The 15,670-nt window shown below is 67.1% G+C and carries 17 protein-coding genes; 6 read left to right on the forward strand and 11 right to left on the reverse strand.

What is annotated here, in order from left to right; all coding sequences use genetic code 11:
• Positions 1-11 precede the first annotated feature (11 nt).
• The 7 genes from BMY69_RS12525 to BMY69_RS12555 form a co-directional block, all read right to left on the reverse strand.
• Positions 12-1,097: an SAM-dependent methyltransferase gene (locus BMY69_RS12525; protein WP_090178675.1), complete on the reverse strand. Its 1,086-nt coding sequence runs from the start codon at positions 1,095-1,097 to the stop codon at positions 12-14.
• Positions 1,094-1,882 carry a DUF1295 domain-containing protein gene (locus tag BMY69_RS12530; RefSeq protein ID WP_090178678.1) on the reverse strand — a complete coding sequence of 263 codons (789 nt, stop codon included), beginning with the start codon at positions 1,880-1,882 and terminating at the stop codon, positions 1,094-1,096. Before BMY69_RS12530 ends, BMY69_RS12525 begins: the two co-directional genes overlap by 4 nt.
• The gene (locus BMY69_RS12535) at positions 1,879-3,108 is read right to left on the reverse strand and encodes an SAM-dependent methyltransferase (RefSeq protein WP_090179406.1); all 1,230 of its coding nucleotides are present in this window, start codon (positions 3,106-3,108) and stop codon (positions 1,879-1,881) included. Before BMY69_RS12535 ends, BMY69_RS12530 begins: the two co-directional genes overlap by 4 nt.
• A 53-nt stretch (positions 3,109-3,161) precedes the next feature.
• On the reverse strand, positions 3,162-3,932 hold the full coding sequence (locus BMY69_RS12540) for a DUF1365 domain-containing protein (RefSeq protein ID WP_090178681.1): 771 nt from the start codon (positions 3,930-3,932) through the stop codon (positions 3,162-3,164).
• Positions 3,929-5,200, reverse strand: a complete 1,272-nt coding sequence (locus BMY69_RS12545; RefSeq protein ID WP_090178683.1) for an NAD(P)/FAD-dependent oxidoreductase — start codon at positions 5,198-5,200, stop codon at positions 3,929-3,931. The genes BMY69_RS12540 and BMY69_RS12545 overlap by 4 nt, the downstream gene beginning before the upstream one ends.
• A gap of 1 nt (position 5,201) precedes the next feature.
• The gene (locus BMY69_RS12550; RefSeq protein ID WP_090178686.1) at positions 5,202-6,161 is read right to left on the reverse strand and encodes an acyl-CoA desaturase; all 960 of its coding nucleotides are present in this window, start codon (positions 6,159-6,161) and stop codon (positions 5,202-5,204) included.
• Between the two features lie 317 nt (positions 6,162-6,478).
• Complete coding sequence (locus BMY69_RS12555) at positions 6,479-8,392, reverse strand: glycoside hydrolase family 76 protein (RefSeq protein ID WP_255364543.1); 1,914 nt, start codon at positions 8,390-8,392, stop codon at positions 6,479-6,481.
• 137 nt (positions 8,393-8,529) lie between these two features.
• Here BMY69_RS12555 and BMY69_RS12560 point away from each other — a divergent pair, with 137 nt between their 5' ends.
• Together BMY69_RS12560 and BMY69_RS12565 are read left to right on the forward strand one after the other, a co-directional pair.
• A complete protein-coding gene (locus tag BMY69_RS12560; RefSeq protein WP_255364544.1) occupies positions 8,530-9,282 on the forward strand; it encodes a nucleoside/nucleotide kinase family protein in 753 nt (250 codons plus the stop codon).
• Entirely contained in the window at positions 9,279-10,706 is a 1,428-nt protein-coding gene (locus tag BMY69_RS12565) for a sugar porter family MFS transporter (RefSeq protein ID WP_090178691.1), read from the forward strand. The genes BMY69_RS12560 and BMY69_RS12565 overlap by 4 nt, the downstream gene beginning before the upstream one ends.
• 165 nt (positions 10,707-10,871) lie before the next feature.
• On the opposite strand, the gene BMY69_RS12570 is transcribed toward BMY69_RS12565, so the two are convergent.
• On the reverse strand, positions 10,872-11,342 hold the full coding sequence (locus tag BMY69_RS12570; protein ID WP_090178694.1) for a nuclear transport factor 2 family protein: 471 nt from the start codon (positions 11,340-11,342) through the stop codon (positions 10,872-10,874).
• A gap of 83 nt (positions 11,343-11,425) precedes the next feature.
• Complete coding sequence (locus tag BMY69_RS12575; RefSeq protein WP_177191161.1) at positions 11,426-12,004, reverse strand: methyltransferase family protein; 579 nt, start codon at positions 12,002-12,004, stop codon at positions 11,426-11,428.
• A 283-nt stretch (positions 12,005-12,287) separates the two neighbouring features.
• On the opposite strand from BMY69_RS12575, the gene BMY69_RS12580 reads away from it, so the two are divergent.
• The 3 genes from BMY69_RS12580 to BMY69_RS12590 all read left to right on the forward strand — a co-directional run bounded on the left by BMY69_RS12580 (position 12,288) and on the right by BMY69_RS12590 (position 13,589).
• Positions 12,288-12,476 carry a DUF3606 domain-containing protein gene (locus BMY69_RS12580; RefSeq protein ID WP_090053183.1) on the forward strand — a complete coding sequence of 63 codons (189 nt, stop codon included), beginning with the start codon at positions 12,288-12,290 and terminating at the stop codon, positions 12,474-12,476.
• On the forward strand, positions 12,473-12,706 hold the full coding sequence (locus BMY69_RS12585) for a hypothetical protein (protein ID WP_090053185.1): 234 nt from the start codon (positions 12,473-12,475) through the stop codon (positions 12,704-12,706). Before BMY69_RS12580 ends, BMY69_RS12585 begins: the two co-directional genes overlap by 4 nt.
• Positions 12,707-12,842: 136 nt before the next feature.
• Positions 12,843-13,589: a glucose 1-dehydrogenase gene (locus BMY69_RS12590; protein ID WP_090178699.1), complete on the forward strand. Its 747-nt coding sequence runs from the start codon at positions 12,843-12,845 to the stop codon at positions 13,587-13,589.
• 53 nt (positions 13,590-13,642) lie between these two features.
• Here the strand turns inward: BMY69_RS12590 and BMY69_RS12595 are convergent, their stop codons facing one another.
• A complete protein-coding gene (locus tag BMY69_RS12595; RefSeq protein WP_090178702.1) occupies positions 13,643-13,837 on the reverse strand; it encodes a 2-hydroxymuconate tautomerase in 195 nt (64 codons plus the stop codon).
• Positions 13,838-13,850: 13 nt separating this feature from the next.
• On the reverse strand, positions 13,851-14,765 hold the full coding sequence (locus tag BMY69_RS12600; protein WP_090178704.1) for a LysR family transcriptional regulator: 915 nt from the start codon (positions 14,763-14,765) through the stop codon (positions 13,851-13,853).
• 115 nt (positions 14,766-14,880) lie between these two features.
• Here BMY69_RS12600 and BMY69_RS12605 point away from each other — a divergent pair, with 115 nt between their 5' ends.
• Positions 14,881-15,657 (forward strand): SDR family NAD(P)-dependent oxidoreductase, encoded by a 777-nt coding sequence (locus tag BMY69_RS12605; RefSeq protein WP_090053191.1) that lies wholly within the window; start codon positions 14,881-14,883, stop codon positions 15,655-15,657.
• The last annotated feature ends 13 nt before the right edge of the window (positions 15,658-15,670 follow it).

Below are 15,670 nucleotides of genomic sequence, written 5' to 3' on the forward strand. Positions count from 1 at the left end.
GGTGCTTCTCCTCAGGACTGACGGATGAACCGGTAGTGGGCCACGAGCCATTCCTGGCCACCGGCGTAGCCGAACAGTTCCGCGCACGACATCCAGAAGATGCGCCAGCGCTGAAACCATAGCCGGGCGAGGGCTCGCGTCGGATAGACGCGGGAAAACACGTCCATGATCGCGTCGCGGTGACGATCCTGGTTGGCGAGCCAGGCGTTGGCGGTGCGCTCGTAGTGCGTGCCATCCACGAGCCATTGGCCGTCGATCCGGAGGTCGTGCTGGAACCACAGCAGGGTGTCGATGGCCGGCATCATCCCGCCCGTGAAGAAGTGCCGGCCCATCCAGTTGTCGTCGCCTTCCGTATCGAACAGGTAGGCGGCGTGCCGGTGCGCGAAGATGTGGACGAACAGCGCGCCGCCCGGCCGGAGCCAGCGCGCAATGCGCTTGAACAGCGCCTGATGGTTGCGCACGTGCTCGAACATCTCGACCGACACGCAGCGGTCGAACTGGTCGTCTTCCAGATCCAGCGCGTTGATGTCGCAGGTGATGACGCGAATGTTCGCCAGGCCCTGGCGCAGTGCCTCCGCCTCGATGTGCATGCGCTGCGAGTGGGAATTGGACACGGCGGTGATGCGCGCGCGCGGATAACGCGCGGCCATCCAGAGCGTGAGCGAACCCCAGCCGCAACCCAGCTCGAGGATCGACTGTCCGTCCGCGAGGCCCGCGCGCTCCGCATAGAGCTGCAGCATCGCGTCCTCGGCCTCATCCAGCGACGTGGTCGCTTCGGGGAAGTAGCAGGACGAATACTTGAGCCGAGCGCCGAGGCATTGCTGGAAGAAGGCGGTGGGCACCTCGTAGTGCTGCGCGTTGGCTTCTTCCGTGTGGATCGCCAGGGGCGCCTGTGCGAGGGCATCCATCAGGGCGGCATGGCGCCGCTTTCGCTCCTGCGGATCACCCTGTTCGCATTCGCGCAGTCGCTGCTCGCACAGACGGCGTATGCCGAGTCGGATCAGGGAGTCGGGCAGCAGCCCGCGTTCGGCGAGGCCGAGCAGGCCGGGGCCGGCGCGGTCGGCGGCCAGTTCGCGGGATACGGCGGCGGCGTTCATCGGGACGCTCCTTTGGCGTGGGAGGGGAACCAGGGGATCAGCATCGGCGTGGTGCGCTGGTACTCGCGGTAGTCGTCGCCGCGCGACCGCACGGCCTGCGCCTCGGTAAAGGGAATGCCGCTGATCCAGCGCAGGAACGCGTACATGACGACGGGGCCGCTCCAGGCGAGCCATCCCATCGGCGAACCGACCGCGAGCGCGACGTAAGTGAACCAGTGCACCCACTCGAAGAAGTAATTCGGATGGCGCGAGTAGCGCCACAGTCCGCCGCGGAACGTCTTGCCGCGATGCGCCGACTGTGCGCGATGCCGCGCTAGCTGACGATCGGCTATCGCCTCGCCGGCGATGCTCACGATCCAGACGACGGTCGCGAGCACGATCCAGCCGATGGACACCCGCGGGTTCGCGGCGACGGCCAGGAACGGGAGCGCGAAGAGCACGACCAGTAACGCCTGTGCCTGGAAGAACAGGAACCATTTCGTCTGGTTGCCGTTCCAGTGTTCGCGAAGGTAGCGGTAGCGGCCGTCCTCGCCTTCGTGACGCACGCGTTTCCAGAGGTGCAACGCGAGTCGCGCGGACCACGCCGCGCCGAAGGCCGCGAGCAGGACGCGGTTGACTGCCGCGCCGTCGCCCATCAGCGCCAGGAGGATGGCGGCGATGCCCAGTCCGCTCGCCCACAGCACGTCGACGATGCCGGCGTTCCCGTGACGTCGCTGCCATACCCAGCCCGCGGTCATGATCGCGAACATCAGCACGGCAAGCAGGAGCAGGCTTCCGGCACTCATGGCGACACCGTGTCGGCGCCCCAACGGGCGGCGGCCGGGCGGGCTTCCGGTCGCGCGAGCAACAGGTGAGAGACGCCGATGGAACGTTCGAGGAACCCGCCTTCGCAATAGGCGAGATAGAACTCCCACAGGCGCACGAAGCGCTCGTCGAAGCCCTGCCGCTTCACCTCGTCCAGCCGGGCGAGGAAGCGCACGCGCCATTCGCGCAGCGTGCGCGCGTAGGAGAGGCCGAAATCCTCCAGCTGCACGAGCGCGAGGTCGCTCGACCGCGTCTTCGCGGCGAGCATCGCGCTGATCGAGGGAATGAAGCTGCCCGGGAAGACATGCCGCTTGATGAAGTCGACCGACGCGACCGCCTGGGCGTAACGGTGGTCCTCGATCGTGATGGCCTGGACGAGGGCCATCCCGTCGGGAGAGAGGAGGCTTCCGATCTTCGCGAAGTACGTCTCCATGTAGCGGGCGCCGATCGCCTCGATCATCTCGATCGAGACGACGCGGTCGTACGTCCCCTCGAGGTCGCGGTAGTCGTCCTGGCGTACCGTCACACGCTCGCCCAGTCCGGCGGCCTGGACGCGTTCGCAGGCGAGCTTGTACTGCTCCGCGGAGATCGTCGTCGTGGTGACGTGGCAGCCGTAATGCGTCGCGGCGTGCACCGCGAAGCCACCCCAGCCGGTGCCGATCTCGACGACGCGCAGACCGGGGCGCAGGCCGAGCCTGCGGCAGATCACGTCCAGTTTGCGCGTCGAGGCGGTCTCCAGCGTATCGCCGTCGTCGGTCCACAGAGCGGACGAATACATGAGGTCGTCGGAGAGGAACAGACGGAAGAACGCGTTGCCCAGGTCGTAATGCGCCGCGATGTTGCGCCGGCTGCCGGAACGCGTGTTCTCGCGCAGCGCGTGCCACGCGCGAAGGGCCGTCGCACCGAGGCGGGCCATGCCCGTCTCCATCCCGTCGAGGAGGTCGCGGTTGCGCACCAGCAGGCGGACGAGTCCGACCAGATCGTTGCATTGCCAGTAGCCGTCGATGAACGCCTCCGCGGCGCCCACGCTGCCATGCGTGGCGAGCTGGCGGTAGAAGCGCATGTCGTGCACGACGATCTCCACGGCCAGGGTGCCCGCGTGCTCGAGGCCGAGCACCTCCACGCCCAGCGGATCGCGCACGGTGAGCGGGCCGTCGCGCAGCGTGGCCAGCGTGTCCAGCAGGCGGCGTCGCAGGAAGCGGTCCATCGCGGAGACGACATCGGGCGATGCGTCCAGCGCTGAATCCTTGACGAGCTCGTTCACGTGAGGTCTCCGGAAAGGGGGTGGTCGTGCACGGGCACGCGCTTGAGCCACAGGCGAAGTGCCTGCCAGTGGATGGCGCCCATGACCTGCGCCGTCATCAGCGGGTAGCGCCACAGCACGCGGGCGAGCGAGCCGCCGTCGAGCGGTCGACGTTCCAGCGCCAGAGTGGCCGTGAATTCGCGCGCATCGCCCTGGCTTACCTGCATGTGCACGCGAAGGTCGTCGCTGGGTGCGGTGAAGCGCCAGTCGTAGCGGCGGGCCATGGCCATGAAGGGTGAGACGTGGAAACGCTTGTCGAACCGCCAGCCCATCGCGCGTCCGTTCACGGACGCGTCGTCGACGGGCAGTACATACGCATGGCGTTCGCCCCACGGCGTGTTCGTGATCTCTGCGACGATCGTCTCGAGCGTCACGCCATCGTCCGCGTAGCAGTAATAGAAGCTGACGGGATTGAAGACGTAGCCGCCGTAACGCAGGTGCGTCAGCAGCCGGATGGGCCCGGTCGGACGGCGGCCGGTGTGCGCGAGGACGCGGTCGCGCACGGCGTCGGCGAGCGGCACTTCGGCCGGCCCGAGGTAGTCCGCGCGGCGCCATTGGGCGAGATTGGGCCGGTTCACCGACCAGAACCATCGCGAGCGGAAGACCTCGTCGATCTCGTCGAGGTCGAGGTACAACTGCGCCATGCGGTAGGTGAACGCATGCGCACGGGGGCTGAAGCGACGATGCGTCACGCGGCCTTCGTACACGGCGCTCGCCAGGCCGCTCATGCGGGGACCCTCTCGACATCGTGCGCGGTGCGACGGCCCGACAGCGCCGACACGACCTCCACCGCGCTGCGCATGCCGTCCTCGTGGAAGCCCCAGCCCCAGTACGCACCGGCGAACCACGTGCGCCGCTGGCCCTGGATCTCCGCCTTCCGCGCCTGTGCGCGCACCGACGCGTGCGTGTAGACCGGGTGGGCATAGCTCATGCGGCGAAGCACGTGCGCCGGGTCGATGGCGGCCGTCTGGTTGAGGCTGACGATCAGGGGGCGCGGCGAGTCGATGCCCTGCAACTGGTTCATGTGATAGCTGACCGTGCACTGGTTGTCCGGCGTCGCGGGAATGACGGCGTTCCAGGCCGCCCAGGCCTTGCGCTGGCGCGGGAGCACGCTCGCGTCCGTGTGCAGCACGGTGTCGTTGCGCTGATACGGGATGGCACCGAGGATCTCGTGTTCGCGGTCGGAGGCGTCGCCGAGCAGCCGAAGCGCCTGGTCGCTGTGGCACGCGAGCACGACGTGGTCGAACGATTGGGTATCGGCGAAGCTCTGCACCTCGACGTGTCCCTCGTGGCGGGCCACGCGGAAGACCGCGCATTCCAGGCGCACATCCACGTTCCAGCGCCGGGCCATCGCCGCGACGTAGGTGTTCGAACCGCCTTCGACGACCTGCCACTGGGGACGACCGGCGATCTGCAGCATCTGGTGATTGGCCATGAAGCGCACCAGGTAGCGCACCGGGAACTCCATGATCGTCGCCGCGGGCGACGACCAGAGCGCGGAAGCCATCGGGATCAGGTGCTCGTCGCGGAAGGCCGCGCCGTAGCGATGTTCGTCGAGGTAATCCGCCAGGCTCGGACCGGGAGCGGGGCCGTCGAGCACGGACGGCGCCTCGCGGTAGAAACGCGTGAGGTCGCGGACCATGCCGAGGAAGCGCGGCGACAGCAGGTTCCGTCGCTGGCAGAACAGCGTGTCCAGCGTCGTGGCGTTGTACTCGAGCCCGGTGCCGGCGTTGCGCACCGAGAAGCTCATCGTCGTGGGCCGCGAGGTCACGCCGAGCTCGTCGAAAAGCGCATGGAGCAACGGGTAATGCACGGGATTGTGCACGATGAATCCCGTGTCCACCCGGTAGCCGCGGCCGTCGAGTTCGATGGCGTGCGTGTGCGTATGCCCCCCGAGGTAGTCGTTCGCCTCGTAGAGGGTGACCTCGTGCTCCTTGCTCAGGCGCCAGGCGCTGGCGAGGCCCGAGATGCCCGAGCCGATGATGGCGATCCGCATGTCAATGCCTCGCCTTGTCGTGGACCCACGCCGGGACCTGCTTCAGGTCCCAGACGAGGCCGAGGGCCTGCATCAGTTTCAGGCCGTACCAGGTGATGTCCACCTCCCACCAGCGGAAACCCTGCCGCGCGGAGCCTGGAAAGTAGTGGTGATTGTTGTGCCAGCCCTCTCCGAAGGTGAGCAGCGCGAGCCAGACGTTGTTGCGGCTGTCGTCGCGGGTGTCGAAGCGCCGCGAACCGAACCGGTGCGCGAGCGAGTTGATGGTGACCGTCGCGTGGAAGAGCACGATGGTGGAGACGAAGAATCCCCACACGAGCATCTGCGGGCCGGACGTTCCGAGGGAGGGGGCGTGGGTCTTCAGGACGCTGCCCAGCGCGAACAGGGCCGCGGCGAGCGCCACGGGAACGGCCAGGTCGTAGCGATCCAGCCAGCGCAGTTCGGGGTACTCGCGGAAATCCGGCAGGCGCTTCAGGTCCGTCGCGAACGCGGCAGGCGTCAGGAACCAGCCCGCATGGGCCCAGAGAAACCCATGGACGGAGGGCGAATGCGGATCGAGCGGCGTGTCGGCGTGCCGGTGGTGATGGCGGTGGTGCGCGGCCCACCAGAGCGGACCGCGCTGGACGCATGCCGCACCGATGAGCGCGAAAACGAATTGCGTCGCGCGCGAGGTGCGGAAGGCGCGATGGGAAAAATAACGGTGGTAGAAGCCGGTCAGCGCGAACATGCGCACGGCGTAGAGGGCGACGGCGACGGCCACGGCTATGGGCGACACGCCGACGACGAAGACGGCCAGACAGGCCAGGTGCATGCCGATGAAGGGCAGGGCGCGCACCCAGTCGATGCGTCGCGCGTCCACGCCCGCTACCGGGGCCGCCCCGCCATCGAACCATTGGCGGAGGCTCAGCCAGGGGCTGCGACCCGCGCCGGGCAGTGCTTCGTCGTGCGTGTCGCTGACTTTCATCGGTGGGTCCCTGACCGTTCTCAAGGACCTCTACGCAAATGGCGGCCGATCGGATGCACGTTGGAGCGGACCTGGCCGCGAGGGCTTCCCGCGAGGAGCCGCAGGACCTGTGACGCCCGGCTCAAAAGGCATCGCGGCCAGGTCCGCTCCAACAAGGGCAGTGGAACGGCCCCGGCTTCTTGTGGGAGCGGACCCGGCCGCGACAGCTTTTCGCGAGGAGCCGCAGGGCCTGTGGCGCCCGGCTCAAAAGCAACCCCGGCCAGGTCCGCTCCAACAACGGCAGCGGGAGCGGACCCGGCCGCGATGGCTTTTTCGCCTTATTCCACGATATTCGCGGTCACGTGATAAACGCGGCCGCCCCACCCATCGTTCGGGAACGAATCCGAGACCTTCAGGTACACCGGCTTCGTGCCATCGGCACCGGCGCGAAGGAACGGCGTCAGGTCGATCGTCTGCACGCCCTTGTTCGAGCCGTCCGTGATCGGGCGGGTCTCGTGCAGCACCGTCGTCCAGGTCTCGTTATCGGAGCTGGCCTGCACGAGGTATTCGGCATCGATGGTCAGCGTCACCTGGGCGGCGGTCGTGTCGGCCGGGAACGGGAAGCGATAGGTGAAGTGCGCATTGCCGTCGGCGAAACGGTTTTGCACGCCGTTGCTCTGCGAGCGGTCGGGATCGAACAGCCACGGGTTCTCGTTGACTGTACCGGTGTCGAAGTCGATCGTGTGCGCGACGAGCACATCGGCCTCCGTGCTGAAGCGCAGCAGTCCCGCGACGAGCTTCGCCGTCACCGTGTGATGCCCGTCGGTGGCCTGGCTCGGCACGGTGACCTGCAGGGGCAGCGTGCCGCTCACCGGGTTCGCATTGCCGCGCGGCTTGAGCGTCAGCAGCTTCGCGCGCGGCGTGGCGCTCCACCCGGCGGGCGCGTCGACCGACACGAGCGTCAGCAGCGGCAGGTAGCCGGTGGCCGAGGCGCGCAGTTCGAGGGGGATGGCGGTCGCACCCGAGGCGGCGGGAATCACCACCGGCTGGGCCGGCGAGAGCGTGGCGGCGAGCGACTCGATCGGGGTGAAGGCGGGCACGTCGCCGATCAGCGCGCTGAGCGCACTGGCCTGCGTACGCCAGTCGAACACGTTCGGATGATCGTCGTTGGTGATACCCGACCAGCGCGTGCCGAGGCGACCGGCCGCATCGCGATCGTTGGCCCAGATGCCCTCGGCCTGCCGATCGAGGAACGCCGCGTAGCCGCCGTCATGCGTCGTGTCGACCAGATCGGTCCAGTAACGCATGAAGATGCCCTTGAACTGCTTCGCGTTGTCGTCGCAACGCTGGTCCGAAGCGTCGCAGCTTTCCGTCAGCACGCCGTCGGTGGCGAGGCCCTTCGGCCCGATCGCGGCGTCCGCGAGGCGGCGCACGGTGGTCAGGACCGACGGATCGCGGGTAGCGCGCCACAGCTCCAGGCCCGCACCGATCGCGAGGCCCTGGTTGTAGCTCCACACGGTCTGGCCGTTGTTGGTGCACGCCTGGGTGATGCCGTCGTTGACGAGGCCATCGGCGTTGATCATGCCGCTGCCCTGGAACCAGGCCCACGCAGTGCGCGACCGGCCCAGCCAGAGCGTGTCGCCGGGAATCCGGTTGTGCAGCTCGGCGGTGAGGCGGATCCACAGGCCATTGGTGACGGCGTTCTTGTACGTGCGCTCGCCATCCCACCACACGCCGCCACCGCAGGTGCCGGTGTCCCAGTAGCCGTTGACGTAGTTCGCGATGGTCACCGCCATGTCGAGGTACTTGGGATCGCGGGTCAGGTCGTAGGCCTGGATCCAGGTGAGTCCCCACCATTCGGAATCGTCGATCGCGCGACTGGTGAAATTGCCCAGCAGCGGATCGCCGGAGAGGACGCCCGCGGGAAACACGCCCTTGTCCTTCTCGAAGGTGTTGTCGAGCTGGCCGAGGTAGCGGCGGTCGCCGGTACGCTGCATGTAGTCGCCGATGGTCTGCAGGGCGACGGCGGAATTCCACCAGCTGGATGGGAACCACGCCTTCTCGGGGTCGTAGGAACTCATCAGCACGTCCGCGGCCACGCGTGCCCGCGCCATGGCGACGGGGCCTTCGGTCAATCTGTCGAGGCCGCGCTCCTGCTCGGCGGCCATGGAAGGAAAGGCGACGGTGAGTACCGTCAGGCTGGCGACGGCCAGCACCGTCTGGACACGCGAGCGTAATGCGCGGAACTTCATGATCTGGAGCGCTCCCTCTGAATACCCACAACGGGATGGAGTCGTCACCGGACCGTGGGCGAAGGTCCGGTTGCCCTGTCATCGCATTGCGCCGTCTGGACGGCCGGAAGAGGCAACGGCTCGCGCGAGTCCACGGAGTGTTGCAGAGGATTTCTTGCGAAAGTGAGAACCCGGTCAAAGCAAGCGATGCCTGCGGGTGTTCTCGTGACGGATCGCTTTCATCGTACGCTGACAAATCCAGGGCTACCTTCACACGAATGATCGACGCTTCCACACGCGCGCGGCTCGACGCATTGCTCGGGCACGGCGGCCGCATCATCCTTGGCATCGCTGGCTTACCGGGATCGGGCAAGTCCACGCTCGCATCGCAAGTTCTCGCGACCTATCCGGGCATCGCGGTGAACGTGCCCATGGACGGTTTCCATCTGGCCAACGCGGAATTGCGGCGCCTGGGGCGCGCATCGCGCAAGGGCGCTCCCGATACCTTCGACGCCAGCGGTTACGTGGCCCTGCTGCGGCGGCTGCGCGAGCCCATCGAGGGCGAAACCGTCTACGCGCCCGCCTTCCATCGCGAGATCGAGGAGCCCATCGCCGGCGAGATCGCCGTGTCATCGGACGTGAGGCTGGTCGTCACCGAAGGAAACTACCTGCTGATGGAAGAGGGCGCATGGGCCGACGTGCGTCCGCTGCTTGACGAAACGTGGTTCGTGGACGTCGACGACGCCCGACGCCACGCGCAGTTGCTGGAGCGCCACATGCGCTTCGGTCGGTCGCGACAGGCCGCCCTGGACTGGATCGAGACCACCGACGAACCGAACGCCCGGCGCATCGCCGCCACGGCGCATCGCGCGGATTTCCGCGCACGAACCCTTCCCCTGGAGTCTGCATGAACGCGGTAACGTCTTCTGCGTCGGTGGCGAGCGACGCCACCCCACGCAACGGTGTGGTCATCGGCATTGCGGTGATCGCGGCGCTCGGTGGCCTGTTGTTCGGCTACGACACGGGCGTCATCGGTGTCGCTCTGCTCGGTCTCGGCCGGCAGTTCGCGTTGGACGACACCACGAAACAGCTCGTCACGGGCGCCATCATCTTCGGCGCGCTGTTCGGCTGCCTGCTCACGGGGCCGCTGTCGGACCGGCTCGGACGCCGGCGCATGGTGATCTTCGTCGGCGTGCTCTTCGCGCTGGGCTCCATCGCCTCGGCGCTCGCGCCGTCGGTGGGCTGGCTGATCGCGGCGCGCTTCCTGCTCGGCCTCTCGGCGGGCAGTTCGACGCAGATCATTCCCGTGTACATCGCCGAGGTCGCGCCGCCGAAGCACCGCGGCAAGATGGTGGTGCTGTTCCAGTTCATGGTGGTGTTCGGCATCACCGTGGCGTACTTCACGGGCTTCGCGCTCGGCGAGCACTGGCGCTGGATGTTCGGCCTGGGGCTGATTCCCGCGTTGATCCTGCTCGCCGGCATGGCATTCCTGCCGGAGAGCCCGCGCTGGCTCATGGCCGAACATCGCAAGGACGAGGCGATGAAGGTGCTCGAGCGCGTTCGCGGCAGCACTGCGGCGGCGCGTGCCGAGATCGCCGAGATCGAGACGGTGTCGCAGACCGAGCCGACCGGCCGGTGGAAGGATCTGGCGAAGCCGTGGATCCGTCCCGCCGTCATCGTTGGCGCCGGCATCTCCATGTTCTCGCAGATCACGGGCAACAACGCGTTGATCTACTACGCCCCGACGATCCTGACCAAGGCCGGCTTCTCCGAACAGGCCGCGGTGCTGGGCACGGGCGCCAGCACGGTGCTGGTCGTCATCATGACGGTCATCGGCAGCTTCCTCGTCGACCGGATCGGCCGGCGCAAGTACCTGCTGTGGCTGATTCCCGGTTCGATCGTGGCGTTGCTGCTGATGGGTTACCTGTTCCAGGGCGCGGGTCCGCAGACCGACTTCAGCCGCTGGCTCACCGTCGGCTGTCTCGCGGCCTACATGATGCTCAACTGCGGCGGCTTCGGCGTGTGCATCTGGCTGATCAACGCCGAGGTGTATCCCTTGTTCGTTCGCGGCAAGGGCGCGAGCCTCGGCTCCTTCAGCCACTGGATCTTCGACCTGATCGTAACGCTCACCACGCTCTCGCTGGTCACCTGGCTGGGCGCTACCCACACGTTCTGGCTGTACGCGGCCATCTCGGTCGTGGCCCTGGTCTTCATCTACTACCTGCTGCCCGAAACCATGGGCAAGAGCCTCGAGGAGATCGAACACGAACTGCGCGAGGATCGCTTCTACCCGTACCAGCAGAAGCGCCTGGCCCGGGCGGCGCGGCAGTCGTGATCGCTTCGCCGTAGGCACCGGCGAACGCCGGTGCGACGATGAGGCACGGATCCTCCTCATCGTCCCCGCATCGTCACCCCGGCGTACGCCGGGGTCCACGGCCCCGGTCCGTGATCGGGCGGCGGCGCGTGCGATACGGGCTCTGGCGCATCCGTATCAGGACATCTAAGGAAGCGCGCGGTGCCCATAACTGAGCACACGCGTCGCCTGCCAGCCCGCGGGAAGCTTGTGCCAGACGATCACGAACTTCGCGATCCCCGAGCACGTGGAGGCGCCCACATCGCAGAACATGTGCTCGCCTTCCTCGATCGCGCCGAAATCCTTGATCGGATAGACATGGACGCTGCCTTCGACCAGCTTCCGGTAGAAGTGGCCGCACACGTTCTTCCGTGTCTTCTCCAGATACTCGTCCCTCGTCCAGCTCACGCCCCCGTTGTCGTGATAGAACTCGATCTTCGGATCCAGAAGCGCCGCGTGCTTCTCCAGTTGCCCCGGCTGGTCGCACCGGTTGAAGCTGCCGAAGAACGACGTGTCGAGCCCGACGACCGTGGTCGTGAGCACGCCCGCCGCGTCGGCGTGAGCGCCCGGAAGCCAGATCAGAGCCGCCACCGCGGCCGCAAGCCATTTCGTCCCCATGACGCACCCATCCCCCTGTCGATGTCTCTTGCCGAGTATGGACGGGCGCAGACGACGATAGCCAGTTCGCCGAGGCCGCGCGGCTAGAGCAGCTTCGGGATCAGGGCCCTGGTGCGAGCGCGGTAGTCGAGGTACGTGCTCCCGAAGCGATCACCGAGCCACCGTTCCTCCAGCCGTAGCTTTCGCCAGAAGGATGCGAAGACGATCGCCACGGCCAGCAATCCACGCCAGTCGCCCACCATGATGGCGTTGCCGAGGAAAAGGAGCAGGAAGCCCGTATAGATGGGGTGCCTGATCAGGGCGTACGGGCCGGCGGTGACCAACTCGTGCTCGCGCTTGAGGTCCACCGTCGCGCTCCAGTTCCATCCAAGCAGAATCCGCGAGACGATCGCGAGCGTGGCACCGGCCACGCAGCACGCGAGGCCGACGGAATACACCAGCGGGGTGTGAGGGACGAATTGCTCCCGTAGCGGTGAACCTTCGAACCACTCGCTGGGGCCAAGGAGCAGGCCGCCGACGATCAGCGGCAGCCAGTAGACGGCGACGCGCCGCGCAAGCGGTTCCGTTTGTATCGCGGGCCTGGCGGTGCGCGCGGCCCAGAGCCAGTAGGCGAGAACCGAAAACCAGCTCATGCGGAGCCCGTGTTCGAAAAGAGGAGGCATGCGTCGTCCTTGTTCTGGCTGGGGATGATGAGGTGTCTCACGCCAAGCTTGGCGTGCCGGCGGCGTGCAGGCATCCTTGCCGGGACGGTCCACCCCCTGCGAGGGACGAACCGCGGGTACACGGGGCCGGAGCGCCGCCTCGTCACATGGTCGGGATGGCGAATGTCGAGGGATGCGATGCCGGACGGGCTCCATTCCAGTGGCCCGCGGCATCCGGAAAGGCCGTATCACACCCATGTAACACCCTGTGTGTCATAGCGGGTCTCCATCAGAGACCAAGCACATGACCGACGCCGTATTTGTCGCGCGACCCGACGACCTGACCCGGGTCAACACCTGCCTGCGGTCCGACATGCGCTACTGGACCCGGGTCCTCGGCGTCAGCGACAAGGTGTTGCTGAAGGCCGTCATGTCCGTGGGGGTCGATTCCTGGGCCGTGCGCGCGGAGATCCGCAGGCTGCGTCGCAAGTGAACGACGACAACAAGCAGCGCCGTATCTTCATTTTCTTTCCCGGCATGAACGAACGTTTCTGGCGTGTCCTGGTGCCAGGCGGCGTCGTGCGGACGTTCGGGACGGAAGGCACCGCCGTCGAGTACGCGCTCGAGCGGGCGACGCAGTCCCGCGAGAACGATCGTCGTCTCGTCGAGGTGCTGAAGGAAACCGCGTCGGGCGGATGGATGCCGATCACCGTGCCTTACTAGGGACGCCGTGGCGGCGATTCCATGCTCGCCAGTCAAAGGCATTGTTCTCGACGATGCAATAGTCTTGGCGACTCATGCCTCCAAGTGAAGCAATAGCTGGCCCATGTCGGGCTGGCGTCACTTTGAGGATTCGAGCATGGGCAAGCTTCAGGACAAGGTCGCCATCGTCACCGGCGCATCGAAGGGTATCGGCGCCGGCATCGCGCGCCGGCTCGCGGGCGATGGTGCCAGCGTCGTCGTCAACTACGCCTCCAGCAAGGCGGGCGCGGACAAGGTGGTCGCGGACATCGAGGCGGCAGGCGGCAAGGCCGTCGCGGTCGGCGCCGACGTGAGCAACAAGGCCGAGGTCGATGCGCTGATCAAGACGGCCATCGATACGTATGGCCGTCTGGACATCGTCGTGAACAATTCCGGCGTGTACCAGTTCGCCAAGATCGAAGAGACGACCGAAGAGCTCTATCGCAAGATCTTCGACATCAACGTGCTCGGCCTGCTGCTCGTGGCCGGCGCGGCGGCTCCGCACCTGGGCAAGGGCGGAAGCATCATCAACATCGGTTCGGCCGTCACCCGCGTCGTTCCGGCGGAAAGCGCGATCTATTCGGGCACGAAGGGCGCCGTTGACGCGATCACCGGCGTGCTGTCGCGCGAGCTTGGCCCGCGCGGCATCCGCGTGAACTCGGTGAACCCGGGCATGATCGAGACGGAAGGTACGCACACCGCCGGCTTCATCGGCTCGGAACTGCAGACGGCCATGGAGAGCCAGACGCCGCTGGGCCGCATCGGCAAGGCGGAAGACATCGCTCCGATCGTCGCCTTCCTGGCGTCGGACGACGCGGGCTGGGTCACCGGTGAACTGATCCTCTCGACGGGCGGCCTGCGCTAAACCGTCCGCGCGGATGGCGTGCCGCGAGGCGCGCCATCCGCGCAGCGCGCGCGTCAACCGCCGCGCAGCTGTCTTATGCTTTTCCCACCCACGGCCCAGTTCGCGGCCTCGCTCTCCTGCAGCACGATGGTCACCGCCTGGTCGGCCACGCCAAGATGGCGCACGACCGCGTCGTGCAGGTCGGCGATCAGCGCCTCCTTCTGGGCGTCGCTGCGGCCTTCGAGCATCTGTACGGTGACGATGGGCATATCGGTCTCGCTGTCAGGTGATGGGTGAGGCGCCGGCCCGCGCCGGGAGTGCCTGGGCGACCCATTCGACGAAGGCGCGAAGCCGGGGATTATGCCGCCGCGTCGGCAGGTAGACGAGATAGACGGGCAGGGGCGGCGGCTGCCAGGTCGGCATGACATCGACCAGACGCCCGTCGTCGAGCGCATCCGCGACCTGGAAGCGAAGGGTCTGCACGAGGCCGAGCCCCGCGAGCGCGGCCGCCGAATGCGCATTGCTTTCGTTGACCTCGAGCGCGCGCGCGATGTCGACCGTGTGCAGCGCGCCTGACGGATCGCTGAGCCGCAATGGCTGCGAGCGCCCGGTGCGCGCGGAGAAATACCCGACCATCGCGTGGTCTTTCAGGTCGCTCAACGTCTCGGGTATACCTTGCCGGGCGAGGTAGCCGGGCGTGGCGGTGAGCGCCCACGGCAGTTCGGCGATCTGCCGCGCGACGACCGCCGGATCGTCCCCCGTGCTCCGGATCGCGCAGTCCACGCCTTCGCTCAGGAGATCGACGGTCCGATCGCTCACGCCGATCTGCAGTTCGATGCCGGGGAACCGTTCGCGGAATTCGCCCAGTGCCGGAATCAGCAATCGCGCGGCCACCGATCCACCCGTCTCGACCCGCAAGGGGCCGATCGGGCTGTTGCCGCCTCCCGCGAGGTCGGACTCGAAGTCGTCGAGGTCCGCCAGCATCCGCCGCGTGTGTTCGTAATAAGCGGCGCCCTCGGCGGTGACGGAGATCCGGCGCGTGGTGCGCTCCAGCAGGCGCACGCCGAGTTCCGACTCGAGCGTCTGGATCATCTTGGTGACCGTCGACTTGGGCAGCCGCAGCGCATCGGCGGCCTTACCGAAACCGCCGGTGTCGACGAGGCGGGTGAACACGCGCATGGCCAGGAGACGATCCACGGATTATTCCTGCAAAGAAATAAAGTAATCGCAATATGCCAGTTTATTGGCCGAGGCTAAATAGCGAAACTGTCGCCATCAGCCGCGACGCGGCTTCACTCACCGGAGTTTCGCCATGTATACGCTCGCCAACAGCAACGTCCATACGACCCGCCATGCCGGCAAGATCGTCCTCGTCACGGGCGGCAGTTCCGGCCTCGGCGAGGCCACCGCCGAGCGGTTCATCCGCGAAGGCGCCACCGTCTACATCACCGGCCGTCGCGAAGGCGAGCTGGCCCAGGTGGCGGCGCGCATCGGCGCCACGGCGATCCAGGGCGACATCGCGGTCGCCGCCGACCTCGACCGCATCTTCGACACGATCCGCGAGCGCAGCGGCCGGCTGGACATCCTCTTCGCGAACGCCGGCGGTGGCGAGTTCACGGCACTCGACCAGGTCACCGAGCCGCAGTTCGACAAGTACTTCGGCATCAACGTGAAGGGCACGCTGTTCACCGTGCAGAAGGCGCTGCAGCTGATGGGCCCCGGCTCGGCGATCGTGCTCAACGGCTCGATGGTGTCGGTGAAAGGCCCCGCGACGTTCGGCGTCTACGCGGCCACGAAGGCGGCCGTCCGCTCGCTGGCGCGCAGTTTCGCCAGCGACCTCAAGGGCCGCGACATCCGCATCAACGTCGTGGCGCCGGGCGTCGTCGTCACCCCGGGTTACAAGACCGAGCTCGGCATGAACGACGAGCAGATCGCGGGCTACGTCGCCGCCATGGAGGCCATCACGCCGCTCGGCCGCACCGGCACGCCGGACGAGGTCGCCAAGGCCGTCTCGTTCCTGGCCTCCGATGAAGCCAGCTTCATCACCGGCATCGAGCTCTTCGTCGACGGTGGCCAGGCGCAGGTCTGAAGACGGGACGGCG

Source organism: Luteibacter sp. UNC138MFCol5.1 (assembly GCF_900110505.1).
Classification (GTDB): domain Bacteria; phylum Pseudomonadota; class Gammaproteobacteria; order Xanthomonadales; family Rhodanobacteraceae; genus Luteibacter.